Raw genomic sequence first — 21,874 nt, 5'->3', positions numbered from 1 at the left:
AACGTCTTTTGTGAAGACGTGCGCGCGCGAGCCTCGAAAAGGCCAGAAGCCAGCCCTATAGATCTTCCGATCCGAGCAGCATTTCCGTGATGCCCTTGCCTGCCTGGACCATCGGAAATACGTTTTCGGTGGGATCTGTCTGGAAGTCGAGAAATACGGTGCGATCCTTCAGGCGCAGAGCTTCCTTGAGCGCCGGTTCGACATCCGCCGTCTTTTCGATACGCATGCCGACGTGACCGTAGGCTTCGGCGAGCTTCACGAAATCAGGCAGCGCGTCCATGTACGAACTGGAATAGCGCTTCTTGTATTCGATCTGCTGCCACTGGCGCACCATGCCCAGATAGCGGTTGTTCAGCGAGATGATCTTGACGGGCGTGTTGTACTGCTTGCACGTCGAGAGTTCCTGGATGCACATCTGGATCGAGCCTTCGCCCGTGATGCAGACCACTTCGTCGTCCGGATGCGCCATCTTCACGCCCATCGCCGCCGGCAAGCCGAAACCCATCGTGCCGAGGCCGCCCGAGTTGATCCAGCGGCGCGGCTTGTTGAACTTGTAGAACTGCGCCGCCCACATCTGATGCTGGCCGACATCCGAGCAGACGAACGCTTCACCGTCGGTCAGTTCATACAGCTTCTCGACCACATATTGCGGCTTGATGATCTCGCTCTTGCGGTCGTACTGCAGGCAATCCTTCGAGCGCCATTGCTCGATATCCTTCCACCAGTCGGCGAGCGCTTTCGTGTCGGGACCGTGATCGGCCGTCTGCAGTTGCTCGATCAGTTCCTTCAGCACTTCCTTCACATCGCCGACGATCGGAATATCCACCTTCACGCGCTTCGAAATGGAAGACGGGTCGATGTCGATATGGATGATCTTGCGCGGCGACGAAGCGAAGTGCGCCGGATCGCCGATCACGCGGTCGTCGAAACGCGCACCAATCGCGATCAGCACGTCGCAGTGCTGCATCGCCATGTTGGCTTCGTAAGTGCCGTGCATGCCGAGCATGCCGAGGAATTTCTTGTCGTTAGCACGATAGCCGCCGAGGCCCATCAGCGTGTTCGTCACCGGATAGCCGAGCAGATCGGCGAACTGGTTCAACTCACGCGATGCGTCCGCCAGGATGATGCCGCCGCCGGTATAGATATACGGGCGTTTCGCCGACAACAGCAGTTGCACGGCTTTGCGGATCTGGCCCGAATGGCCCTTCGTGACGGGATTGTACGAACGCAGCGACACCGTTTTCAGCGGCTCGTACTTGCACGGCGTCTTCGACACGTCTTTCGGAATGTCGATCAGCACGGGGCCAGGGCGGCCCGTGCGCGCAATATAAAACGCCTTCTTGACGGTCGCCGCGAGATCGCGCACGTCCTTCACGAGGAAATTGTGTTTGACGCAGGGACGCGTGATGCCGACCGTGTCGCACTCCTGGAACGCATCCAGGCCGATTGCCGCCGTCGGCACCTGGCCGCTGATCACGACCATCGGGATGGAATCCATGTAGGCCGTGGCGATGCCGGTCACCGCATTGGTAACGCCGGGGCCGGAAGTCACGAGGCAAACGCCCACGTTGCCGGTCGAGCGCGCATAGGCGTCGGCGGCGTGGACCGCGGCCTGCTCGTGGCGCACGAGGATGTGCTGGATCTTGTCCTGCTTGTAAAGCTCGTCGTAGATGTAGAGTACCGAGCCGCCGGGATAGCCCCAGATGAACTCGACGTTTTCATCAGCCAGCGCGCGCATGAGCACGGTGCCGCCGATCGAGTCAGCTTCGTGGGGGGGTGTGGTATCCGACGTGGAGAATTCCGCGCTAGGCATATTCATTGTTCACCTTTCGAATTTTCGGCAAAAAATTGATCGGGTGCTCTCTGCCGGGCTTGTGGCTCGGGTTCAAGCGGCGCGTCTTAATTGACAGGCGGGCTTCTTGGGCTCGCCTCAAATGAGACATTCACTTTATGATGCGAGTCGGAAAAGATAGCCCGCGCGGCGAACGGGGTCAAGCAAAAAGTTGCCGTTTCGCGCGAGAAGGCTGGCTTCAGGCCCGCTTCCAGGCTACTTGCAGACCCACTCGCAAGCCGCGGAAAAGCCGCTTAAAGCCGCTTAAAAGCCGCCCGCCAGTCGTGCATCACGGCGCACGCGGACGCGTTTTTCCCTAGCGCCGGCAAAAGTTTGCTAGCATCCGCAGGTTTTAATCCCTCACAAACCCTTTCGACGCACACCAGTTGCGCCGGGCACCACGGATGGCATCAGACAAGGAACTCGCCGATTTTCTGGCGGGCGTCGAAAGACGCGCGTTCAAGCAGACGGTCTACACCGTGCGCGACGACGACGCGGCGCTCGACATCGTTCAGGATGCGATGATCAAGCTCGCCGAAAAGTACGGCGATCGCCCTCCGGCGGAACTTCCGCTTTTGTTTCAGCGTATCCTCCAGAATGCGACGCACGATTACTTTCGCCGTCAGAAAGTGCGCAATACCTGGGTGAGCCTGTTTTCGTCGTTCGGTAACGCCGACGACGACGAATTCGACCCGCTCGAAACCTTCGAATCCCAGGATGGCGCCGTCGGCGCGGAAAGCAGCGAGAACAAACTCGAGCGCGAACAGGTCCTCAACCTGATCGACGCGGAAATCCAGAAGTTACCAACACGTCAACGGGAAGCGTTTCTCATGCGTTACTGGGAAGATATGGATGTCGCCGAGACCGCCGCCGCTATGGGCTGCTCCGAGGGAAGCGTGAAAACGCACTGCTCGCGGGCCACGCATGCGTTGGCTCGCGCGCTAAAGGCGAAAGGAATCACGCTATGAGCACCCCTCTTGAATCGAAGGAAGCCGAGTTCGCGCTGAAGATTTGCCGCGCACTCGACGAACAAACAACGCAGATCGACCCCGCCGCCGCTGACCGGCTCGCCGTCGCGCGCCGGACTGCGCTCGCCCGGAAAAAGCCGGAAAAGGTCGCGATGGCAGCGCCCGTCATGACGCCGGCGCTGGCCGGTGCTGGCGGCATGAACATCCTGCCCGGCGACGAATCGCGTGGATCCGGCGGGCGTTTCAGTCGCTTCGGGCGCTTTGCGCTCGCGTGGCCGCTGCTCGCGCTGGTCGTCGGACTGGCGGGCATCGCGTATTGGGAAGACCAGCAGCGCACGGCCGAACTCGCCGATATCGACGCCGCCATGCTGAGCGACAACCTGCCGCTCGACGCCTATCTGGATCACGGTTTCAACGCGTACCTGACGCGCAATCACTAAAACAGCAGGAGCTTCCGGGTGAGTTACAAACGCGGCCTCGCGATTGTTTTTGGATGCGCGATCGCTGGAGTCGTCGCGTTTGCCGCGACTTATCCGCGTTTTTATTCGCCGGCGAACTCTCCCGCGTCATCCGTCGCGTCGCCCTCGGGCGCGAGCGCCGGCGAAGGTCTCTCGCCGCTCTCCGCTCTTTCATCGACCAGCCCGCTTTCGTGGAATCGTCTGACTGAAGCGCAGCACGTCGCGCTTGCGCCGTTCGCTGCGCAGTGGGATGGTTTCAGCGAAGAACGCAAACGCAAATGGATAAAGATCGCGTCGCGTTACCAGAAGATGTCGCCTGAAGCGCAAACAAAGCTGCATCAGCGCATGGCCGAATGGGCCAAAATGACGCCGGACGAGCGCAAGGTCGCGCGCGAAAATTATCAGGTTTCGAAATCCGTTCCGCTCGAAAAACGCGAGAGCGCGTGGGAGTCTTATCAGAAGCTCTCCGAGGAACAAAAGAAGAAACTCGCGGCGTCGGAGCACAAACGCAAACCGACCGTCGTCAGCGCGCCGCCGTCGGGGAAAAGCGAAATCCACGATATCAACCGGCTCGCGACCGCCCGCAGTCCCGACGCGCCCGAAATGGGCTCCGGCCCGCACGCTGGCACGGCAAGCGGCGCGACGGCAGGATCGCCGAACGGCGCGATTCCGGCGCCCGGCAGCTTCGTCCCGGCGACGCCCATTCCGGTGTCGCCGCAGCAGGCGCCGTCCCTCTATCAAGGCTCCTGAGAACCGCATGCACGCGCCCACGCTGCGTCGACGGCTTGCCACCATGCTCTACGAAGGCGTGATCCTGTTCGGGATCGTGTTTATCGCTGGGTATTTGTTCAGTACGCTCACGCAGCAACGCAACGGTTTCACGCACCACAACGTCCTGATGACGTGGATCGGGGTCGTGCTCGCCGCCTATTTCGTGTGGTTCTGGACCCACGGCGGACAGACGCTGCCGATGAAAACCTGGCGTCTGAAAGTGGTCGACGCGCACGGTCTGCCGCTCAAACCGTGGCGTGCGCTCGCGCGCTACGTGCTCGCGTGGCTGTGGTTCCTGCCGCCGCTCGCTTTGCATCCGCTGCTTGGACTTGCCGTGCCGCAGACGCTCGCGCTGGCCGGCGCGTGGATCGTGCTGTGGGCCGCGGCGGTCTGGCTCGATCCGGCGCGGCAGTTTCTGCATGACCGGATCGCGGGGACGCGGATTATCGCGGTGGCGCGGTAGCATTTCCTCGCAGCCTCCCGCCCCAGTAATAAGAACTTCTCGTGACTGTCATGGCTTCGTCACGGCTGCATGGCGCAATGCGACTACCGCAACCCGCCGCGCGAGCCAATGGCCTACAAACCGTCCGCGACTTCCCTCCTGCGCCAGCCGGACCCGAGCATCGATCCGATGGCGTTCCGGTCCGTCTCCGATCCCACGCAACACTTCCCGCAGTTCCAGCACGCCGGCCAGGATTCGCGCTCGTCTCATACCACTGAGGACGAGATTGGCGACATAACCGACTCTCCCGATCACCGCTACCGCACCATCTGGCTATCCGATATCCACCTCGGCTCGGGCGGCTGTCAGGCGCCGTATCTGCTCGATTTCCTGCGCCACAACGACTCGGAATACCTGTATCTGGTGGGCGATATCATCGACGGATGGCAGTTGCGCAAAGGCTGGTTCTGGCCGCAGGCGCACAACGACGTCGTGCAGAAGATTCTCCGAAAAGCGCGCAAAGGCACACAGGTCGTCTATATCCCCGGCAATCACGACGAAGCCGCGCGCCAGTTCTGCGACCTGGCGTTCGGCGACATCCACGTGCGCGGCGAGGCGTTCCACACGACGCTCGCAGGCAAACGTCTGTGGATCGTGCACGGCGACCTGTTCGACGGCGTCATCCAGCACGCCAAATGGCTCGCCTATCTCGGCGACACGCTCTACACGCTGATCCTCTTGCTCAACCGCTGGTTCAATCGCGCGCGCACGCGCCTCGGCCTGAATTATTGGTCGCTCTCGCAGTACCTCAAGCATCAGGTCAAGAACGCGGTCAACTTCATCTCGCAATTCGAACGCGTGATGACCGACGAAGCGCGCCGGCGCGGCTGCGACGGCGTCGTCTGCGGACATATCCACAAGGCGGAGATCCGCGAGATCGACGGCGTTCTCTACTGCAACGACGGCGACTGGGTGGAAAGCCTGTCGGCGCTGGTGGAGACCTACGACGGCGAACTGAAGATCGTCTACTGGACCGTCTTGCGCTCAGCAGAAGCGAACACGGTGAAAGAACGGGCAACTGCCTGACTCCGCAGTACAAACCCCGCCGCACAACCCGAGTACAGGCCAATACCGATGAAAATCATGATCGTCACCGATGCATGGGAGCCGCAGGTCAACGGCGTCGTGCGTACGCTCAAGAACACGACGCGCGAACTGACCGCGCTCGGCCACCGCGTGGAACTACTCACGCCGCTCGAATTCAAGACCATCGCGTGCCCGACTTATCCCGAAATCCGCCTTTCGCTGATGCCGCGCCGCCGCGTCGCGCAGCGCATCGACGAGTACGCGCCCGATGCGCTGCATATCGCGACCGAAGGTCCGCTCGGTCTCGCCGCGCGCGCCTACGCGATCCGCAGGAAATTGCCGTTCACGACTGCCTATCACACGCGTTTTCCGGAATACGTGCACGCGCGCTTTCACATTCCGCTCGCCGCGACCTACCGATTTCTGCACTGGTTTCACGGTCCGTCGCAAGCGGTGATGGCGCCGACGCCGGTCGTCAAAAGCGATCTCGAAAAGTTCGGCTTCACGAATGTCGTGCTATGGACGCGCGGCGTCGATCTGGAGATTTTCCAGCCGACCGATTCCAAGGTGCTGAACACCGCGCGGCCGATTTTCCTGTACGTGGGACGCGTCGCGGTCGAGAAGAATGTCGAGGCGTTTCTCAAGCTCGATCTGCCGGGTTCGAAATGGGTCGCGGGCGAAGGCCCGGCGCTCGCCGAACTGAAATCGCGCTATACGAACGTGAACTATCTGGGCGTGTTGTCGCAGTCGGAACTCGCGAAGGTGTACGCCGCCGCCGACGTGTTCGTGTTCCCGAGCCGCACCGACACGTTCGGTCTCGTGCTGCTCGAAGCCATGGCGTGCGGCACGCCGGTCGCGGCGTATCCGGTGACGGGTCCGATCGACGTGCTCGGCAGCGAAGGCCCGGGCGCGATGAACGAGGATCTGCGCGAGGCCTGTCTGGACGCGCTGAAAATCAGCCGCGCCGATGCCCGCGCGTGGGCCGAGCGTTTTTCGTGGCGCGCGGCGTCGGAGCAGTTCGCATCGCATCTGCGTCCGCTCGGCTCGGCCGGTACGCCCGGCACGGGCACGCGAGAGGCCGCCGCGTGAGCCGGCCGAACGCCGCGCGCGGGCCGCGCGTCGCAACGGGACGCACACGGCCGCTCACTGATCGCGCACGCCGGCGCGCGGCGCACGCAGCGGCCCGCGATCCTTTCGCCGAGGAAGAAGCCGAAGAACCCGCGCTATTCGAAACGGATGAGCCGCTCGGTCCCGACGATCCGCTCGCGCCCCTGCCCTTCAATCCGTACAAGGGCAATCGCGGCGTAACCCGCGCCTGGCACGCGATGAAAAACTCGCTGAACGGTTTTCGCGTGGCGATCCGCGAGGAAAGCGCGTTCCGCCAGGAACTGACGCTCGCGGCGATTCTCGTGCCTTGCGGGATCGTCGTGCCGGTCGAGCCGGTCGAGCGCGCGGCGCTGCTCGCGACGGTGTTTCTCGTGCTGATCGTGGAGTTGCTGAATTCGAGCGTCGAGGCGGCCATCGACCGGATTTCGCTCGAACGCCACGAACTCTCGAAACGCGCGAAGGACTTCGGCAGCGCGGCGGTGATGACCGCGCTGTTCGTCTGCGTGCTGACGTGGGCGCTGATTCTCGTGCCGCCGTTCTGGCGCTGGCTGCACGCGCTGTCCTGAAAACCTTTTCGGCTTAAGCACATGCCCCGCCCCGGGCGGCCGAACGACCGGTTTATAATCGTCCGACATTCTCAAAAATAGCAACCGAATCCGGAAAACGCGTCGCGCCTCGTGGCTCGCGCGCGCTTCGGATAACCAGGTCCGGACGTCATGGAAGCAAAACCTCCCCGCCGCACCCGCGAACGGATTCTCGAACTGTCGCTGAAGCTGTTCAACGACATTGGCGAGCCGAACGTCACGACGACGACGATCGCAGAAGAGATGGAAATCAGTCCAGGCAACCTGTACTACCATTTCCGCAACAAAGACGACATCATCAACAGCATCTTTGCTCAGTTCGAGCAGCAGATCGAGAAGCGGCTGCGCTTTCCGGAGGACCATCGTCCGACGATCGACGAGATGTGGTCGTACTTGCAGTACATGGCCGATTTCCTCTGGACCTACCGTTTCCTGTATCGCGACCTGAACGACCTGCTCGCGCGCAATCGCACGCTCGAAACGCACTTCAAACAAATCATCAGCCACAAGGTGCACTTCGCGCAGCAGTTGTGCGAAGCGCTCGTCGCCGATCAGGAAATGGTCGCGACGCCCGCTGAGATCAAGGTGATCGCGACGAATATCGGCGTGATTTCCACTTACTGGCTGTCCTACCAGTTCGTGATGAACCCGCGCAAATACAACGATCAGGACGCGATCCGCGCGGAACTGCATCAGGCGAGCCTGCACATTATTTCGGTGATGGCGCCGTATCTGCGTGGCCGCTCGCGCCAGATTTTCGACGATCTCGTCTCGGGCAAGCTGCCCGAACGTGTCTTTACCGACTACCTGCCGCCGAAGGACGACACGCCGAAACCTGGCGACACGCCCAAACCTGGCGACACGCCGAAACCTGGCGACACGCCGAAAGACAGCGGCAAGCCGAAGGAATCTCGCTAATGAAATCCGTCTGCGTTTATTGCGGCTCCGCGAACGGCGCCCGTCCGGTCTATGCCGAAGCGGCCCGCGCGTTCGGCCAGGCATTGGTCGAAGCCGACCTGTCGCTCGTCTATGGCGGCGGGCGCGTCGGGCTGATGGGGATCATCGCCGATGAAGTGCTGGCCCGCGGCGGCCGCGCGATCGGCGTGATTCCCGAACTGCTGCTGAACAAGGAAGTCGGCCACACCGGGCTGACGGAATTGCATGTCGTGCCCGACATGCACGAGCGCAAGAAGCAGATGGCCGATCTCGCCGACGCGTTCGTCGCGATGCCCGGCGGTGTCGGCACGTTCGAGGAACTGTTCGAGGTCTTCACGTGGGCGCAGCTCGGCTATCACCAGAAACCGGTCGCGCTCCTCAACGTCGACGGCTACTACGATCCGCTGCTCGCGATGATGCGTCACACCGTCGAGGAAGGTTTCATGCGCGCGCCCTATCTCGATATGCTGCAGGTCGCGAACGAACCCGCGCCGCTGATCGACAAGCTGCGCGCTTACGCGCCGCCGACCGGCGACAAGTGGGCCGAAAAGCGCGACGCGGTTTAATCAAGGAAATCAGCGATATGTCGAAAGTGGTGCTCATCACCGGCGCGAGCCGTGGCATCGGCCGCTCGGCGGCGCGGCTCGCGGGCGCGCGCGGCTGGTCGGTCGGCGTGAACTACGCGAACAACGCCGCGGCCGCCGATGAAACCGTCGCCGCGGTCGAAGCGGCGGGCGGCCGGGCGATCGCGATTCGCGGCGACGTCGGCGAGGAAGCCGATGTGATCGCGATGTTCGATGCGACGATAAAAGCGTTCGGTCCACTCTGCGGTTTCGTGAACAACGCGGGCATCGTCGCGCCCGGATCGGCGCTGGCGGACATGGATCTGGCGCGCCTGAAGCGCGTCTTCGACACCAACGTGCTCGGCGCGTATCTCTGTGCGCGCGAAGCGGCGCGGCGTCTGTCCACGCGACGCGGCGGGCGCGGCGGCTCGATCGTCAATATTTCCTCGGCGGCGGCGCGGCTCGGGTCGCCGAACGAGTATGTGGACTACGCCGGATCGAAAGGCGCGGTCGATTCGCTCACGCTCGGTCTCGCCAAGGAACTCGGCCCGGAAGGCGTGCGCGTGAACGCGGTGCGGCCGGGGTTGATCGATACCGAAATCCACGCGAGCGGCGGCAAGCCGGATCGTGCGGCGGTGCTCGGCGTGCAGACGCCGCTCGGCCGGCCGGGCACGGCGGACGAGGTGGGCGAATCGATCGTGTGGCTGCTGTCGGACGCGTCGTCGTATGTGACGGGCGCGATTCTGGACGTCGCGGGCGGACGCTGACGCCCCGTTTCAGAAGCCGCGGTTTCTAGCGAGCCACGCGGCTTCTTCTTCGCTCGATACACGGCCGAGCACCGCGTTGCGATGCGGAAAGCGCCCGAAGCGCTCGATCACCCGCGCGTGGGCCGTCGCGTATCTCAAATATTCCTGATCGCCGGTTTCGTCGGCCAGCGCCGTGAAGAGCCGCACGGATTCGCGCTGGCTTTCGGGCGTTTCGTCGTGTTCGAACGGCATATACGCGAACACACGGTGATGCACGGTCGGCAAGCGGCGATCGTCGTGCGTCGCGACGAGCGTCTTCGCGAGTTCGAGCGCGCGCGCATCGCCCGCGAACGCGCGCGGCGTGTTCCGGTAGGCATTGCGCGTGAACTGGTCGAGCAACACGATCAGCGCGAGCGCGTCCAACGGCGATGCGCCCAACGGCGACGCGCCCCAGCCGGACAACTCGCCCGCCTCCGCACGATCCAGCGTTGGGCCGAAACGCGCGGCGAGCGTTGCGTCGAAGGCGGCGTCGCGCTTGAACCAGAACCGGTGCGCCTGGCCGAACGCAGCGGAATCCGGCGCGCCGAACCAGAAGTCCAGCACCTCGCGCGCGGCCGCGTCGAGCGCCGTTTGCGTCGCCGTCACGCGAATTCCAGCACCAGCCGCCGCGTGCGCGCGCTTTTCTTCTCGATTTTCGCGACCCGCAGCGCGCCGATCTCCGCCGTGTTCTTCACATGCGTTCCGCCGCACGGCTGCAAATCGACGCCTTCGATCCGCAGCAGCCGCACGCGCCCAAGCCCCATCGGCGGCTTGACGCTCATCGTGCGCACGAGTTCGGGACGCTCGGCCATCTCGGCATCCGTGATCCATTCGGTTTCGACGCCGTGCGCCCCGCTAACCAGTTCGCCCAGCCGCATTTCGACGAATTCGCGCTCGATCGGCTCGACGGTCGCGAAATCGAGCCGCGCGTAGTCGGCCGTGATGCTGCAGCCATCGACCGGATACGGGAGCACCGCGCACATCAAATGGCTCGCCGTGTGCAGGCGCATGTGCCGATGACGGCGCGTCCAGTCGATCTCGGCGCTCACCCGCTCGCCCGCCGCAAGCCGCGCGAGCACGGCGTCCTGCCCCGGCGCGGGAACATGGATGGCGTCGTCCGGCGTCGCGCTTTCGAACTTGGCCTTGCGCGTATCGGCGATCACGAGCGGCGTGCCGTCCGCGAGCACCAGCGTGCCGGCGTCGCCCGCCTGCCCGCCGCCGAGCGGATAGAACACGGTCTGGTCGAGGCGGATGCCGTGCTCGTCGATCGCGACGATCGTGGCGTCGCAACGCGTCTGATAGGCGTCTTCACGGAAAAGGGCGCGAGTGCTCATGGGGTATTTTTATTTGTAGTGACGCGTTAGCCCGGACGGTTGCGCATCCAGTCGGCGGTATCGAAGAAGGAGGTCAGCAGACGTTCGCGCAACGGTTCGTCGAGGCCGATGTCTTCCATCGCCCACGCCATGCAGCGCAGCCACTGGTCGCGTTCGTCGGAGGCGATCGCGAACGGCAGATGGCGCGCTCTCAGACGCGGATGACCGAACCGGCTGATGTAGTGATCCGGGCCGCCCATCCAGCCGCACAGGAACCAGAAGAACTTGTCGCGCGAGCCGTCGAGTGTCGGCGGATGCAGCTTGCGGATGCCCGCGAATTCGGCTTCGAGGTCCATCAGATCGTAGAAACGATCGACCAGTGCGCGCACGCGCGCTTCGCCGCCGACCAGATCGAACGCCGTGGGTTGCTGCGGCGCTTCTGTCGCGGGTTCGTTATTCACTTCGCTCATTCGAGTTCTTTGTTACTCGTTGAAAAACGCTACGCGTCGCGCAGCGACTGCAGCGCCGGGCGCGTCAGCACGCGGCGCAGGCTCAGCCAGCCGCCGACACCCGCGCAGGCCACGCCCGCCATGATGCCCGCGGGCACAAGCCACGGATTGAAATCGATGTGAAATTCGAACACGCGCACGGCCAGCACCCAGCCGATCGCCTGTGCGCCGAGCGCCGCCATCAGCCCCGCGAGCGCGCCCACGGAGACGAATTCGGCGATCTGCACCGAGCGCACCTGCCGATGCGACGCGCCGAGCGCGCGCAAAAGCGCGGATTCGCGCATGCGCTCGTCGCGCGTCCCGGCGAGCGCCGCGTACAGCACCAGCACGCCAGCGGCGAGTGTGAACAGAAAGAGAAACTGCACTGCGCCGATCACCTGCTCCAGCACGCGCTGGATTTGCGCGAGGATCGGCGCGGTATCGATGGCGGTGAGGTTCGGATATTTTGCGATCAGCCCGTCGATCAGCGTCTGCCGGCCCGGCGGCAAGTGAAAACTCGTGATGAACGTGGCGGGCAGATCGGCGAGCGCGGGCGGCGGCATCAGCACGAAGAAATTGACCTTGAACGAGCCCCAGTCGAGCTTGCGCAGGCTCGTGACCGGCCCTTCCACCTGCAAGCCCGCGACGTCGAAGCGCAAGGTGTCGCCGAGTTTCACTTTCAGGATTTTCGCCAGGCCCTGCTCGAACGAGATCTGCGGTTTCGCATCCGCGCCAAACCACGTTCCGCCGACGATCCGGTTATCGCCCGGCAGTTCGGTCGTGTACGACAGGTTGAATTCGCGATCGACCAGCCGTTTGGCGTCGGGCGTTTCGTAGTCGTCCGGGTTGACCGCGCGGCCGTTCACGGCGACCAGGCGGCCGCGCACCATCGGCGACAGTTCGGTGTCGCGCTGGCCTTGCTGGCTCAGATAGGCGGCGACGCCTGCGCGCTGGTCGGGCTGAATATCGATCAAAAACTCGTTCGGCGCGTCGGGCGGCGTGGACTGGCGCCATCCGGCGATCAGGTCGTTGCGGGTCATCGCGATCAGCAACAGGCACATCAGGCCGATGCCAAGCGCCGTGATCTGCAACGCGCTCGCGCCGCTGCGCCGCTCCAGCGACGCCAGCGCATAGCGCCAGCCGACGCCCGCGCCGCTGCGCTCACTGCGAACGAAGCGCGCCGCTGCCCAGAGCGCCGCGCGCGCCACGCCGCCGAACAGAATCAGCCCGCCCGCGAACCCGCCCGCGACGATCCCGCCGAGCTTCCACTCGCCCGCCGCAAGCACCAGGAGCGCGGCGAACAACAGCACGCCCGCGCCGTAGGCGAGCCACGCGATCCGTCCGGCATCGCCGAGTTCGCGCCGGATCACCCGCACTGGCGGCACGCGCGTCAGCGGCAAAAGCGGCGGGAGCGCGAAGCCTAGCAGCAGCACGAGTCCGGTCGCGAGCCCTTGCAGCGCGGGCCAGATGCTCGGTGCGGGCAATTCCACTTCGACCAGCGTGCCGAGCCAGCGCAGCAAAACGTGATGCCCGCCGAAGCCGAGCACGACGCCGACTGCGCTCCCCAGCACGCCGATCAGTAAAAACTCGCCGATAAACAGCCCGCGCAGCGTCGACTGGCTCACGCCGAGACAGCGCATCGCCGCGCAGCCGTCCAGATGGCGGCGCGCGAAACGGTGCGAAGCCATCGCGATAGCGACGGCGGCGAGCAGCGCGGTCAACAGCGAGACAAGCGTGAGGAAATGGCTCGCGCGGTCGATGGTCTGGCGCACTTGCGGCTGGCCGTCCTGCAACGATTCCAGCGCGACGCCGCGCAGCTTGCCGCCATCGACGCGCGCGCGCGACCACGCCGCGAACTGCTCGACGCGCGAATCCGGACCCGCCACCAGCAAGCGATACGTGACCCGGCTGCCATACGTGATCAACCCGGTCCCCGGCAAGTCGTCGGCGCGGACCATGAGGCGCGGCGAAAAGCTCACGAACGAGAAACCCCGGTCGAGCTCGCGGGTAATCACGGCGGCGATGGTGAACGTGCGCGCGCCGACCTTAACCGTCTGGCCGACCTTGAGCCTGAGCGCGTCGAGCAGCGCCGGATCGAGCCAGACCGTGCCGGGCGCGGGAATCGCGGTGGCGGGTGCGTCGGGGGCATCGGGTGCGGGCGCGATCCGCACCGCGCCGCGCAACGGATAGCCGGGCGACACGCCTTTGATCGCCGCGAGCCGCGACACCGGCGCCGCGCCGGTCGCGCTGATCATGCTCGGGAAGATGGCGGTCGAGGCCGTTTGCAGGCCGAGGGACGTGGCTTGGGCAGTAAAAGTGGGATCGACGGGGTGATCGGCGCGCACGACGAAATCGGCGGCAATCATCTGGCGCGCGTCGCGTTCCAGACCCTGACGCATCCGGTCGCCGAGAAATCCGACACTTGCGAGCGCCGCGACGGCGAGCACGAGCGCGAGAAGCAACATGGTGAGTTCGCCCGCGCGCCAGTCGCGCGCGGTCATTCTCAAGGACTGACGGACGATTTGAGAATAACTAAGACCACGCGACCCCACGCTTTTACTCAATCGTGCTTGCTCCTGAGCGGATTGACGCTCGGCACCATGTGTTTGGCCATCCGGCTGACGCCGCCGTGAATGCCGCGCGCGAGCCGTGGTAGCGCCCAGCCGGCCAAAAGCAGAAACGCGATCACGAGCGCGAGGAAAATCAGCGGCATGAACAGCGCGAGCGTGATGCCCGCGAGCGCGCCGACATCCTCGGTCGCCGATGCCGCCCAGTTCGACACCGGTTCCGGCGATAAATTGATCAGCGCGCGCGTGCCCGCTTTCGCGAGGTGCGCGGTCCCGGCGAGCGCGCCGCCGAGGAGCGCGGCGACGGTGAGCAACGCCGGGTCGGCGTGGCCGAATGCGCCCGCCGCGAGCACCGCGCCCGCCGGAATGCGGATGAACGTGTGCACCGCGTCCCAGAGGGAATCGAAAGCAGGGATTTTATCGGCGAGAAATTCGACGACCGCCAGCAGCGCCGCCACGCCGATCACCCATGGCGACCCAAGCACGGAAAGCGTGTCCGGCAGATGCACGAGGCCCATGCGCTCGCACATTCCGGCGACGAAAACCGTCAGATAAAGGCGTAGCCCGCTGGCCCAAGAAAGGCCCGCAGCGAGCGAAAGTGCTTCAAGCATAGCCGCCTCCTGGCGCTTGGCGCGTGCCGCACGACCCGCCCGGCCGTGAGCCGGGCGCGTCTGCGGCGGCCGCCCCAAGCCAATGTCGGCCGGACGGCTCGCGCCGAAACGGCGCGGATAACTCGTTTAACGGATGCGGCTCGGCGTTTCTTGAATCGATTCGCACGACTCGAGTCACTTGAATCGAGTCACTTGAATCGAGTCACTTGAATCGAGTCACTTGAATCGAGTCGGAATTTCGGGATAAGTTCGGATCATTATAGCCACGATAAAAGCGGCGCACGCGAGCGCGTGCGGGCCTTTCAGTGCCCCGACGACATTTTCAGCCCGATCAGCCCGATCACGATCAGCGCTGCGCTCGCGACGCGCGCCACCGTCAGCGCCTCGCCCATCATAACGATCCCAAAAATAAACGCGCCGACCGCGCCGATGCCCGTCCAGACGGCGTAGGCCGTGCCGAGCGGGAGCTGCTTCATCGCGATGGCGAGCAGCACGAAGCTGCCGACCGCCGTGACCAGCGTGAAGACAGACGGCCAGAGCCGCGTGAAGCCATCGGAAGATTTCAGCCCGGCCGCCCACGCAACTTCGAGCAAACCGGCGATAAAAAGAAGAATCCAAGACATGCGACGAACTCCATGGAAAACCTGGGGCCGTCCCCGTCATGAGTGCAAGCACGCGCGGCCGTCCACGCGAGCGCCCTGCCCGATTGTCCGTGCAAGGCGTTTGTAATTGTACCAAAAAGGTGCATCGGGTTCCGAGCCGCGCCACCGACCCTGACCGCGCGCTTCTTCGAATCGTGCTATTGATTCATTTGGCGCAACGCTTCCGCGCGAACCGTAGAGCATTAAAGCAGCCAGAAACCATCGACACGGAGCGCTCATGGAGTTCGACGCCGTCCTGCTGTCCCGCTTCCAGTTCGCCTGGGTCATCGCGATGCACATTCTGCTGCCCGCCTTCACGGTCGGCCTGTCGTGCTTCATCGCCACGCTCGAATTCAACTGGTGGATCACCAAACGCGATGTCTATCGACGGCTTTCCGCGTTCTGGCTGAAGATCTTCGCGGTGTCGTTCGGCCTGGGCGTCGTCTCGGGCATCGTGATGCCGTTTCAGTTCGGCACCAACTGGAGCCGTTTCGTCGATACCACCGCGAACGTGATCGGCCCGCTGATGGCCTACGAGGTGCTTACGGCGTTCTTCCTGGAAGCGGCGTTTCTCGGCGTGCTGCTGTTCGGACGCAAGCTCGTGCCGCAATGGGCGCACGTGATGTCGGCGATTTTCGTCGCGGCGGGCACCGTGATTTCGTCGTTCTGGATCATCGCGGTGAATAGCTGGATGCAGACGCCGCGCGGCTACCGGATCATGCCCGATGGCCGTTTCGAGGTGACCAGCTTCTTCGAGGTGATCTTCACACCCTCGTTTCCGTACCGGCTCGGCCACACGGTCAGCGCGTTCGTCGTGACCACCGCGTTCGTGATTCTCGGTGTCGGCGCGATGTACGTGCTGCAGCGGCGCGCGATCGAGGAAAGCCGCGTGATGCTGAAGATGTCGCTGATCTTTCTGGTCATCATGGTGCCGGTGCAGATGGTGCTCGGCGACATGCACGGCCTCAACTCCCTCGAACATCAGCCCGCCAAGGTCGCGGCGATGGAAGGACTGTGGGACACCGGCTCGCGCGTGCCGGCCAACGTCTTCGCGATCCCCGATCCCGAGCACGAGCGCAACCGCTTCGAAATCGCCATTCCCGTGCTCGGCAGCATCTATCTGACGCACGATCCGAACGGCGTCGTGCGCGGCCTGAAAGACTTCCCGCCGGAGGACCGGCCGCCCGTCACCGTGGTGTTCTTCGCGTTCCGGATCATGGTCGGCATCGCGATGCTGATGTTCTTGCTCGTGCTGTCGGGCATCGTCCTCTATGCGCGCGGCAAGCTCGAACAGACGCGTTGGTGGCTGCGCGCAGCGACGTTCGGCATGCCGCTCGGGTTTATCGCCGTGCTGGCCGGATGGACGACGACCGAAGCCGGCCGCCAGCCGTGGACCGTCTACGGGCTGATGCGCACCAGCGCGTCGGTCACGCCGTCGCTCACGACCCGCGATGTCGCGCTCTCGCTCGCGCTCTACGTGATCGCGTATGTCGTGATTTTCGGCGCGGGGTTCATTCTGTTGCGGCGGCTAGTGCGGATCGGCCCGGCCGAACTCGTGCAACAAGCCGACAACGAGCAGTTGCAGCCGGAAACGCGCGCGGCGCGGCCGTTGTCGGCGGTGTCGTCGAAGAAAGCGACGCCGAACGATGCAGCCAACCCGGACGCGCCGCGCGCGTGACCCACGTCTGACCCAGGGAGACGAAGATGCTCGATCTCGTGCCGTTGTGGGCCGCCATTCTGGCGCTGGCGGTGTTCATGTACGTGCTGCTCGACGGCTTCGATCTCGGTGTCGGCATGATGTTCTTGCTGCGCCGCCACGGCGAAGACCGCGACCTGATGATCAACTCGGTCGCGCCGGTCTGGGATTTCAACGAAACGTGGCTGATTCTCGGCGGCGGCGGCTTGCTCGCGGTGTTTCCGCTGGCGTTCACGATCATCGTGCCGGCCGTCTATTTTCCGATCCTGTTCATGCTGCTCGGGCTGATCTTTCGCGGCGTCGCGTTTGAATTCCGCGAGGTAATCGGCGCGCGCAAATGGCTGTGGGACAACGCTTTCGGCTGGGGATCGCTGGTGGCGACGTTTGCGCAGGGCATCGTGCTCGGCATGTTCATTCAAGGCTTTCCGATTCACGGACGCGTGTTTTCCGGCACGAGCTGGGACTGGGTCGCGCCGTTTCCGTTGTTGGTTGGCGCTGGGCTCGTGTTCGGCTATTCGCTGCAGGGCACGACTTGGCTCGTGCTGAAGACCGAAGGCGAATTGCAGACGTGGGCGCGGGGTATCGCGCGTTATGCGCTGCTCGGCGTGATCGCGTTCATCTTGCTCATCAGCATCTGGACGCCGCTCAAGGACGCGCGCATCGCCGCGCGCTGGTTCGGCTTTCCGTCGAGTTTCGCGTTCACGCCGGTGCCGGTGCTCACTGCGCTGCTCGCGTGGACGTTATGGTCGACGCTTGCGCGCGGTCGAGAACTCGCACCGTTCCTGTGTTCGATCGGACTGTTCTTTCTGGCGTTCACCGGGCTTGTCATTAGCCTTTGGCCGTTTATTGCGCCGCCGTCGGTGACGTTATGGGACGCTGCCGCCGCGCCCGTTTCGCACGAGTTTTTGCTGATCGGGACGATGTTTCTCCTACCCGTTGTCGTGCTTTATGTAGCGTGGTCGTACTGGGTTTTTCGCGGGAAGGTGCGGGGGGATATGGGGTATCACGGGTAGGTGGACGTGGTCGCGAGGCGCGGCGTTGGGCGCGCATTCTTTTGCTCGCTTCTGAGCAGAAGCTTTAGGCTGGCCGGGGTGGGTTTGCTGCCGCTCTTTGGCTTTTTGTTTGCCTGTGCTTGTTGGAACTTGCGTTCGTGTGGGTTTATTAACCAGAGGAAGCGGCGCGGGGTTGGGCGCCGTCGGGTGGCTTGGTGTGGGTGGGGTACACCGTCTGATGTTCGGGCGCTTCTTTTGAACTTGCTTTCATGTAGGTTTATTAGCACGCCGCTATGCGCGGCAGCAGTCACTTTCTTTGCTGCTGCAAAGAAAGTAACCAAAGAAAGCAGCTTATCCGACTAAGCGTCCACCTCGAATAACAACAGGGATAGGCGCGCAAGCTGATTCGGCTAACTCGCAGTCAATGGCGTTGGCACAGCGCCTATCAGTTCCATCCTCGCTGCGCTCGGACGATGGGCATATTCAAAAAGCAGCGGCTCGGTCTCGGTCTCGGTCTCGGTCTCGGTCTCGGTCTCGGTCTCGGTCTCGGTCTCGGTCTCGGTCTCGGTCTCGGTCTCGGTCTCGGTCTCGGTCTCGGTCTCGGTTTCGGCGCGCATACGTTCGAGGCCGAGATCGCGCGCTTGCGGCCGCTTGAGGACGACGGGCTGGTCGCCGTCGAGCACGACCGGATCCGCGTGCTGCCCGCCGGCCGGATGCTCGCTTCTTCGGCTTTCGCCGTGCGCGCGGACACCTTCAGAAAAACGTCGGTTTCGGCTTTTTTGGGTTTCGGTTATGTCGTGCTGGCAGGCGCTTTGCGCTTGCCGGGATGGATGAGCGGCTCCACTCTGTTGTGTGGTGCGATGGCCGAATCAGCTTGCGCGCCTATCCGCTAGGTTATTCGAGGTGGACACTTAGACGGATAAGCTGCTTTCTTTGGTTACTTTCTTTGCAGCAGCAAAGAAAGTGACTGCTGCCGCGCATAGCGGCGTGCTAATAGACCTACACGAAAGCAAGTCAAAAGAAGCGCCCGAACATCAGACGGTGTACCCCACCCACACCAAGCCACCCGACGGCGCCCAACCCCGCGCCGCTTCCTCTGGTTAATAAACCCACACGAACGCAAGTTCCAACAAGCACAGGCAAACAAAAAGCCAAAGAGCGCCAGCAAACCCACCCGGCCAGCCTAAAGCTTCTGCTCAGAAGCGAGCAAAAGAATGCGCGCCCAACGCCGCGCCTCGCGCCCATCGTGCATCGGCAACATCCACTCCGCGCGCCGCGCATCCTTAACCTCGAGCACGACGTGCCACCCCCCGCCGCCCTGCACCGCCCGCGCCCCGCGCAGATCCGCGAAGATATAGCGGCCTTCGTCGACGTCCACGCGCACGTTGCAAAGACGCTTGCCCGCGGCAAGCCGCACGCTCACCGAGTCGCGCGCAAATTCGTGCGTCCAGTCGCCATCCGCGCCGCGCGGCAGATTCGGCGCGATATCGCGATGACGCCGCCAAGCCCGCGCCAGCCCCGCCGCGATCAACCCCGCAACAACCACCGCCACGCCCACGGCGACATTCAATCCAAATCGCGCCGATACCGCATGAAACGACCACAACGCGCCCCACACGAGCGCGCCGAAAGCAAACAGAGCGACGACAATCGGCATCGGCGCGGCCTAGCGAGTCATACGCGAGTTCAGCGCGATCATTGCGTCTTGTGCTTGGCGTTCCACTCGCGCAACGCCTGCAGCGTATTGGCGACGTGCTTGTCGGGCGAGAGGCTCGTGTACTCGTAGATCACCGTGCCGTCCGGCGCGATCACGTAGGACACGCGGTTCGCCATCGAACTCATGAGCGGCATCGACGCATCATAGGACTTGATGATCTTCGATTCCGCGTCCGCCGCGACCGGAAATTTGCTGCGGCACTCGCTCACGGAAAACTTCTTCAGCGTATCGATGTTGTCATGCGACACGCCGATCACCGTCGCGCCTTCGGCCTTGTATTGATCGACGGCTTCGGCGAATTCATGCGCCTCCACCGTGCAGCCCTTCGTGAACGCCGCCGGATAAAAATAGAGCACGACGGGCCCCTTCTTCAGCTCGTCGGCAAGCGAATAGCGATACACATTGCCGCCGAGCGACGCATCGGCGCTGAAGCGCGGCGCGGGGTCGCCGGGCTTCAGCGTCGCGAACGCAACCAGCGCGTAGGCCGCAAGCCCCGCGCCGAGCGCCGCCGTCAACATTGCACCTGCGAATTTGCGTTTCATGGACTTGTCCAAAAAGTGACGCGTGCTCACACCACCCGGTGCGCGCCAAACCACGTCGCGGCCTGCACCTGAAGCTGCGCGAGGGTCGAGGGCGTCAGCACGGCGAATTCGGGCAGCGACTGAATGATCGAATCGAGGTCGGGCGTGTCGCCCCGATCGGCGGCCTGCGACATGCGCAGCAGCGCGCCAAGCGCACCGTCGCCATCGACGATCGCCTGGTTGATGTCCTTCGACAGCCGCAGCATGCCGAGGATCTCGGCGGGCGGCATGTCCACCACCACGTGAACGAGCGAAAAGATGCCGGTCAGGAAAGCGGCGTCGGCGAAATGATCGTCCGATGGCCGCATCAGTTGCGCGGCCAGTTCCATGAACCGCGCGCGCGTGCCGACGAGCTGCACGAGCGGGTCCGAACGCCACGGCAGGCGGCGGCCGTCGGCGTAGAGCAGCAACTGCGTCCAGCGCGAAATCTGCCGCGTGCCGGTCGCGCGGATCGCCTCGCGCAACGACGAAACGTGGCGCGGCAGCCCGAACGCGCTCGAATTGGCGAGCCGCATCAACTGCACGACGACGTTCGGATTGAGCTTCAGTTCGGCTTCGAGTTCGCCGACGTTCGGGTCTCCCGACAGCACCGACAAAAGCCGCAGCAACGCGGTGCGAGACGGACTGGCGCGGCGGGTCGCGAGCACTTGCGGACGCGCGAAAAAGTAGCCCTGGAACAGGTCGAAGCCGAGATCGCGCGCTTCCTCGAAATGCTGGTGCGTCTCGATCTTTTCGGCGATCAGCGTCTTGCCCGCGCCCTTCAGCGTCGCCGTGAGTTCCGGCAGATGGCCGGGATCGGTCGCGAGAAAATCCACCTTGACGATATCGACGTAAGGGAGCGCCGCCATCAGCGGCTCGGAAATGCGTTCGATATCGTCGAGGGCGAACTGAAAGCCCGCCTGCCGCAACTGATGACAGCGCTTGAACAGACGTTCGTCGAAGGTCACGGTTTCCAGGATTTCGAGCACGAAACGCTTGGGCGGCATGATGTGGACGATATCGTCGAACAGCAGGTCGCGATTCATGTTCACATAGCCGCGATATTCGCCCAGCACCGCCGAGACGCCGATTTCCCCGACCGTGCGCGCCACGACGTGCGCGGTCGCCTGAACGTCGTCGTGAATGCGCGCGTGATTGTCCTCGCCGTCGCGAAACAGCAGTTCGTAAGCATGCAGCGCGCCGGAGCGATCGAGGATCGGCTGGCGTCCGAGATAGACGCTTTCGGGTTCGCGAGGGGTCGATGCCGGATCGGGTTGCAACGGTTCGTCCATGATCGCTAGATGGCAGGAAACTGACAGGTCCCAGGGTTCACGCGGGAGCACACCGCGCCGGGTTCGGCGGATGAGGCGAGCAAAGCGAACGGCATGCGCGTGGCGCCGTATTGCGGATGGCTCGGCGGATGGCTCGGCAGGTGGCTCGGCAGGCGCTCGCCTGACGGCGTGCGGCGCGCGGACGAAGGCATCGAAAAGTCGGTCAAGGGCACAGTCTGCAGCCAGGTGTAATCGGTAAGGGCACTCGAAGCCATGGCACTCGAAGCCGATGCGCCGGCGTTGCCGGCCGTCCCGGCGCGAGCATCAAACGGACCCGCCGCGCCGTGACGCAGACGGGCGCGACGGATCGGTCTTACGCATCGGTCATAAGCATCGGTTTTACGCATCTGACTTACTCATCTGACTTACTCATCTGACTTACTCATCTGACTTACACATCGGCGTCACTTTAACCGAATTCGCCGGA

At 63.8% G+C, this 21,874-nt stretch carries 24 protein-coding genes; 13 read left to right on the top strand and 11 right to left on the bottom strand.

The window, feature by feature from the left end; genetic code table 11:
- Positions 1 to 55: 55 nt before the first annotated feature.
- A complete protein-coding gene (locus AC3D25_RS06115) occupies positions 56 to 1,819 on the bottom strand; it encodes an acetolactate synthase 3 catalytic subunit (RefSeq protein ID WP_488887559.1) in 1,764 nt (587 codons plus the stop codon).
- Between the two features lie 416 nt (positions 1,820 to 2,235).
- Between AC3D25_RS06115 and AC3D25_RS06110 the strand changes: the two genes are divergently transcribed.
- The 10 genes from AC3D25_RS06110 (at position 2,236) to AC3D25_RS06065 (ending at position 9,513) form a co-directional block, all read left to right on the top strand.
- Positions 2,236 to 2,799, top strand: coding sequence for an RNA polymerase sigma factor (locus AC3D25_RS06110; RefSeq protein ID WP_488887558.1), 564 nt, complete (start codon positions 2,236 to 2,238; stop codon positions 2,797 to 2,799).
- On the top strand, positions 2,796 to 3,239 hold the full coding sequence (locus AC3D25_RS06105) for a DUF3619 family protein (RefSeq protein ID WP_488887557.1): 444 nt from the start codon (positions 2,796 to 2,798) through the stop codon (positions 3,237 to 3,239). Before AC3D25_RS06110 ends, AC3D25_RS06105 begins: the two co-directional genes overlap by 4 nt.
- Positions 3,240 to 3,257: 18 nt before the next feature.
- Positions 3,258 to 4,007 carry a DUF3106 domain-containing protein gene (locus AC3D25_RS06100; RefSeq protein WP_488887556.1) on the top strand — a complete coding sequence of 250 codons (750 nt, stop codon included), beginning with the start codon at positions 3,258 to 3,260 and terminating at the stop codon, positions 4,005 to 4,007.
- A gap of 7 nt (positions 4,008 to 4,014) precedes the next feature.
- A complete protein-coding gene (locus AC3D25_RS06095; RefSeq protein ID WP_488887555.1) occupies positions 4,015 to 4,491 on the top strand; it encodes an RDD family protein in 477 nt (158 codons plus the stop codon).
- 108 nt (positions 4,492 to 4,599) lie between these two features.
- Entirely contained in the window at positions 4,600 to 5,556 is a 957-nt protein-coding gene (locus tag AC3D25_RS06090) for a UDP-2,3-diacylglucosamine diphosphatase (RefSeq protein ID WP_488887554.1), read from the top strand.
- A gap of 48 nt (positions 5,557 to 5,604) precedes the next feature.
- Positions 5,605 to 6,645, top strand: a complete 1,041-nt coding sequence (locus tag AC3D25_RS06085) for a glycosyltransferase family 4 protein (protein WP_488887553.1) — start codon at positions 5,605 to 5,607, stop codon at positions 6,643 to 6,645.
- On the top strand, positions 6,642 to 7,229 hold the full coding sequence (locus AC3D25_RS06080) for a diacylglycerol kinase (RefSeq protein WP_488887552.1): 588 nt from the start codon (positions 6,642 to 6,644) through the stop codon (positions 7,227 to 7,229). The genes AC3D25_RS06085 and AC3D25_RS06080 overlap by 4 nt, the downstream gene beginning before the upstream one ends.
- A gap of 150 nt (positions 7,230 to 7,379) precedes the next feature.
- Positions 7,380 to 8,165: a TetR/AcrR family transcriptional regulator gene (locus tag AC3D25_RS06075; protein WP_488887551.1), complete on the top strand. Its 786-nt coding sequence runs from the start codon at positions 7,380 to 7,382 to the stop codon at positions 8,163 to 8,165.
- Complete coding sequence (locus AC3D25_RS06070; RefSeq protein WP_488887550.1) at positions 8,165 to 8,749, top strand: LOG family protein; 585 nt, start codon at positions 8,165 to 8,167, stop codon at positions 8,747 to 8,749. The genes AC3D25_RS06075 and AC3D25_RS06070 overlap by 1 nt, the downstream gene beginning before the upstream one ends.
- Positions 8,750 to 8,766: 17 nt before the next feature.
- A complete protein-coding gene (locus AC3D25_RS06065) occupies positions 8,767 to 9,513 on the top strand; it encodes an SDR family oxidoreductase (RefSeq protein ID WP_488887549.1) in 747 nt (248 codons plus the stop codon).
- 9 nt (positions 9,514 to 9,522) lie between these two features.
- On the opposite strand, the gene AC3D25_RS06060 is transcribed toward AC3D25_RS06065, so the two are convergent.
- The 6 genes from AC3D25_RS06060 to sugE all read right to left on the bottom strand — a co-directional run bounded on the left by AC3D25_RS06060 (position 9,523) and on the right by sugE (position 15,133).
- Positions 9,523 to 10,137, bottom strand: a complete 615-nt coding sequence (locus tag AC3D25_RS06060; protein ID WP_488887548.1) for a DUF924 family protein — start codon at positions 10,135 to 10,137, stop codon at positions 9,523 to 9,525.
- The gene (locus AC3D25_RS06055; RefSeq protein WP_488887547.1) at positions 10,134 to 10,865 is read right to left on the bottom strand and encodes an alanyl-tRNA editing protein; all 732 of its coding nucleotides are present in this window, start codon (positions 10,863 to 10,865) and stop codon (positions 10,134 to 10,136) included. Before AC3D25_RS06055 ends, AC3D25_RS06060 begins: the two co-directional genes overlap by 4 nt.
- A gap of 26 nt (positions 10,866 to 10,891) precedes the next feature.
- Positions 10,892 to 11,314, bottom strand: coding sequence for a group II truncated hemoglobin (locus tag AC3D25_RS06050; protein ID WP_488887546.1), 423 nt, complete (start codon positions 11,312 to 11,314; stop codon positions 10,892 to 10,894).
- Between the two features lie 29 nt (positions 11,315 to 11,343).
- The gene (locus AC3D25_RS06045) at positions 11,344 to 13,833 is read right to left on the bottom strand and encodes an ABC transporter permease (RefSeq protein WP_488887545.1); all 2,490 of its coding nucleotides are present in this window, start codon (positions 13,831 to 13,833) and stop codon (positions 11,344 to 11,346) included.
- A 59-nt stretch (positions 13,834 to 13,892) separates the two neighbouring features.
- Entirely contained in the window at positions 13,893 to 14,510 is a 618-nt protein-coding gene (locus AC3D25_RS06040) for a DUF4126 domain-containing protein (protein WP_488887544.1), read from the bottom strand.
- 302 nt (positions 14,511 to 14,812) lie between these two features.
- Positions 14,813 to 15,133: a quaternary ammonium compound efflux SMR transporter SugE gene (gene sugE, locus AC3D25_RS06035; RefSeq protein ID WP_488887543.1), complete on the bottom strand. Its 321-nt coding sequence runs from the start codon at positions 15,131 to 15,133 to the stop codon at positions 14,813 to 14,815.
- Between the two features lie 256 nt (positions 15,134 to 15,389).
- Here sugE and AC3D25_RS06030 point away from each other — a divergent pair, with 256 nt between their 5' ends.
- From AC3D25_RS06030 to AC3D25_RS06020, 3 genes are all read left to right on the top strand, one after another.
- On the top strand, positions 15,390 to 16,829 hold the full coding sequence (locus tag AC3D25_RS06030) for a cytochrome ubiquinol oxidase subunit I (RefSeq protein ID WP_488887542.1): 1,440 nt from the start codon (positions 15,390 to 15,392) through the stop codon (positions 16,827 to 16,829).
- A 26-nt stretch (positions 16,830 to 16,855) separates the two neighbouring features.
- Entirely contained in the window at positions 16,856 to 17,860 is a 1,005-nt protein-coding gene (gene cydB / locus AC3D25_RS06025) for a cytochrome d ubiquinol oxidase subunit II (RefSeq protein WP_488887541.1), read from the top strand.
- Between the two features lie 452 nt (positions 17,861 to 18,312).
- Positions 18,313 to 18,732 carry a hypothetical protein gene (locus AC3D25_RS06020; protein WP_488887540.1) on the top strand — a complete coding sequence of 140 codons (420 nt, stop codon included), beginning with the start codon at positions 18,313 to 18,315 and terminating at the stop codon, positions 18,730 to 18,732.
- 290 nt (positions 18,733 to 19,022) lie between these two features.
- Here AC3D25_RS06020 and AC3D25_RS06015 read toward each other — a convergent pair whose 3' ends face one another.
- From AC3D25_RS06015 to AC3D25_RS06000, 4 genes are read right to left on the bottom strand one after another with little or no spacing between them, the layout of a single operon-like run.
- Positions 19,023 to 19,496 carry a hypothetical protein gene (locus AC3D25_RS06015; protein WP_488887539.1) on the bottom strand — a complete coding sequence of 158 codons (474 nt, stop codon included), beginning with the start codon at positions 19,494 to 19,496 and terminating at the stop codon, positions 19,023 to 19,025.
- Between the two features lie 38 nt (positions 19,497 to 19,534).
- Positions 19,535 to 20,098, bottom strand: a complete 564-nt coding sequence (locus AC3D25_RS06010) for a peroxiredoxin (protein WP_488887538.1) — start codon at positions 20,096 to 20,098, stop codon at positions 19,535 to 19,537.
- A gap of 26 nt (positions 20,099 to 20,124) precedes the next feature.
- Positions 20,125 to 21,408: an EAL and HDOD domain-containing protein gene (locus tag AC3D25_RS06005; protein ID WP_488887537.1), complete on the bottom strand. Its 1,284-nt coding sequence runs from the start codon at positions 21,406 to 21,408 to the stop codon at positions 20,125 to 20,127.
- Positions 21,409 to 21,413: 5 nt separating this feature from the next.
- Entirely contained in the window at positions 21,414 to 21,662 is a 249-nt protein-coding gene (locus AC3D25_RS06000) for a hypothetical protein (protein ID WP_488887536.1), read from the bottom strand.
- Positions 21,663 to 21,874 lie beyond the last annotated feature (212 nt).

The sequence above is a fragment of the Caballeronia sp. SL1002 genome, from assembly GCF_057814995.1.
This window is presented reverse-complemented; position numbering and strand designations above follow the sequence as displayed.

What these genes read in the sequence shown, in the direction of transcription:
- AC3D25_RS06115 (WP_488887559.1), bottom strand. Translation starts at nt 1,819, where the DNA reads ATGAATATGCCTAGCGCGGAATTCTCCACGTCGGATACCACACCCCCC.
- AC3D25_RS06110 (WP_488887558.1), top strand. Translation starts at nt 2,236, where the DNA reads ATGGCATCAGACAAGGAACTCGCCGATTTTCTGGCGGGCGTCGAAAGA.
- AC3D25_RS06105 (WP_488887557.1), top strand. Translation starts at nt 2,796, where the DNA reads ATGAGCACCCCTCTTGAATCGAAGGAAGCCGAGTTCGCGCTGAAGATT.
- AC3D25_RS06095 (WP_488887555.1), top strand. Translation starts at nt 4,015, where the DNA reads ATGCACGCGCCCACGCTGCGTCGACGGCTTGCCACCATGCTCTACGAA.
- AC3D25_RS06090 (WP_488887554.1), top strand. Translation starts at nt 4,600, where the DNA reads ATGGCCTACAAACCGTCCGCGACTTCCCTCCTGCGCCAGCCGGACCCG.
- AC3D25_RS06085 (WP_488887553.1), top strand. Translation starts at nt 5,605, where the DNA reads ATGAAAATCATGATCGTCACCGATGCATGGGAGCCGCAGGTCAACGGC.
- AC3D25_RS06075 (WP_488887551.1), top strand. Translation starts at nt 7,380, where the DNA reads ATGGAAGCAAAACCTCCCCGCCGCACCCGCGAACGGATTCTCGAACTG.
- AC3D25_RS06070 (WP_488887550.1), top strand. Translation starts at nt 8,165, where the DNA reads ATGAAATCCGTCTGCGTTTATTGCGGCTCCGCGAACGGCGCCCGTCCG.
- AC3D25_RS06065 (WP_488887549.1), top strand. Translation starts at nt 8,767, where the DNA reads ATGTCGAAAGTGGTGCTCATCACCGGCGCGAGCCGTGGCATCGGCCGC.
- AC3D25_RS06055 (WP_488887547.1), bottom strand. Translation starts at nt 10,865, where the DNA reads ATGAGCACTCGCGCCCTTTTCCGTGAAGACGCCTATCAGACGCGTTGC.
- AC3D25_RS06050 (WP_488887546.1), bottom strand. Translation starts at nt 11,314, where the DNA reads ATGAGCGAAGTGAATAACGAACCCGCGACAGAAGCGCCGCAGCAACCC.
- AC3D25_RS06045 (WP_488887545.1), bottom strand. Translation starts at nt 13,833, where the DNA reads ATGACCGCGCGCGACTGGCGCGCGGGCGAACTCACCATGTTGCTTCTC.
- AC3D25_RS06040 (WP_488887544.1), bottom strand. Translation starts at nt 14,510, where the DNA reads ATGCTTGAAGCACTTTCGCTCGCTGCGGGCCTTTCTTGGGCCAGCGGG.
- sugE (WP_488887543.1), bottom strand. Translation starts at nt 15,133, where the DNA reads ATGTCTTGGATTCTTCTTTTTATCGCCGGTTTGCTCGAAGTTGCGTGG.
- AC3D25_RS06030 (WP_488887542.1), top strand. Translation starts at nt 15,390, where the DNA reads ATGGAGTTCGACGCCGTCCTGCTGTCCCGCTTCCAGTTCGCCTGGGTC.
- cydB (WP_488887541.1), top strand. Translation starts at nt 16,856, where the DNA reads ATGCTCGATCTCGTGCCGTTGTGGGCCGCCATTCTGGCGCTGGCGGTG.
- AC3D25_RS06020 (WP_488887540.1), top strand. Translation starts at nt 18,313, where the DNA reads ATGGGCATATTCAAAAAGCAGCGGCTCGGTCTCGGTCTCGGTCTCGGT.
- AC3D25_RS06015 (WP_488887539.1), bottom strand. Translation starts at nt 19,496, where the DNA reads ATGCCGATTGTCGTCGCTCTGTTTGCTTTCGGCGCGCTCGTGTGGGGC.
- AC3D25_RS06010 (WP_488887538.1), bottom strand. Translation starts at nt 20,098, where the DNA reads ATGAAACGCAAATTCGCAGGTGCAATGTTGACGGCGGCGCTCGGCGCG.
- AC3D25_RS06005 (WP_488887537.1), bottom strand. Translation starts at nt 21,408, where the DNA reads ATGGACGAACCGTTGCAACCCGATCCGGCATCGACCCCTCGCGAACCC.
- AC3D25_RS06000 (WP_488887536.1), bottom strand. Translation starts at nt 21,662, where the DNA reads ATGGCTTCGAGTGCCCTTACCGATTACACCTGGCTGCAGACTGTGCCC.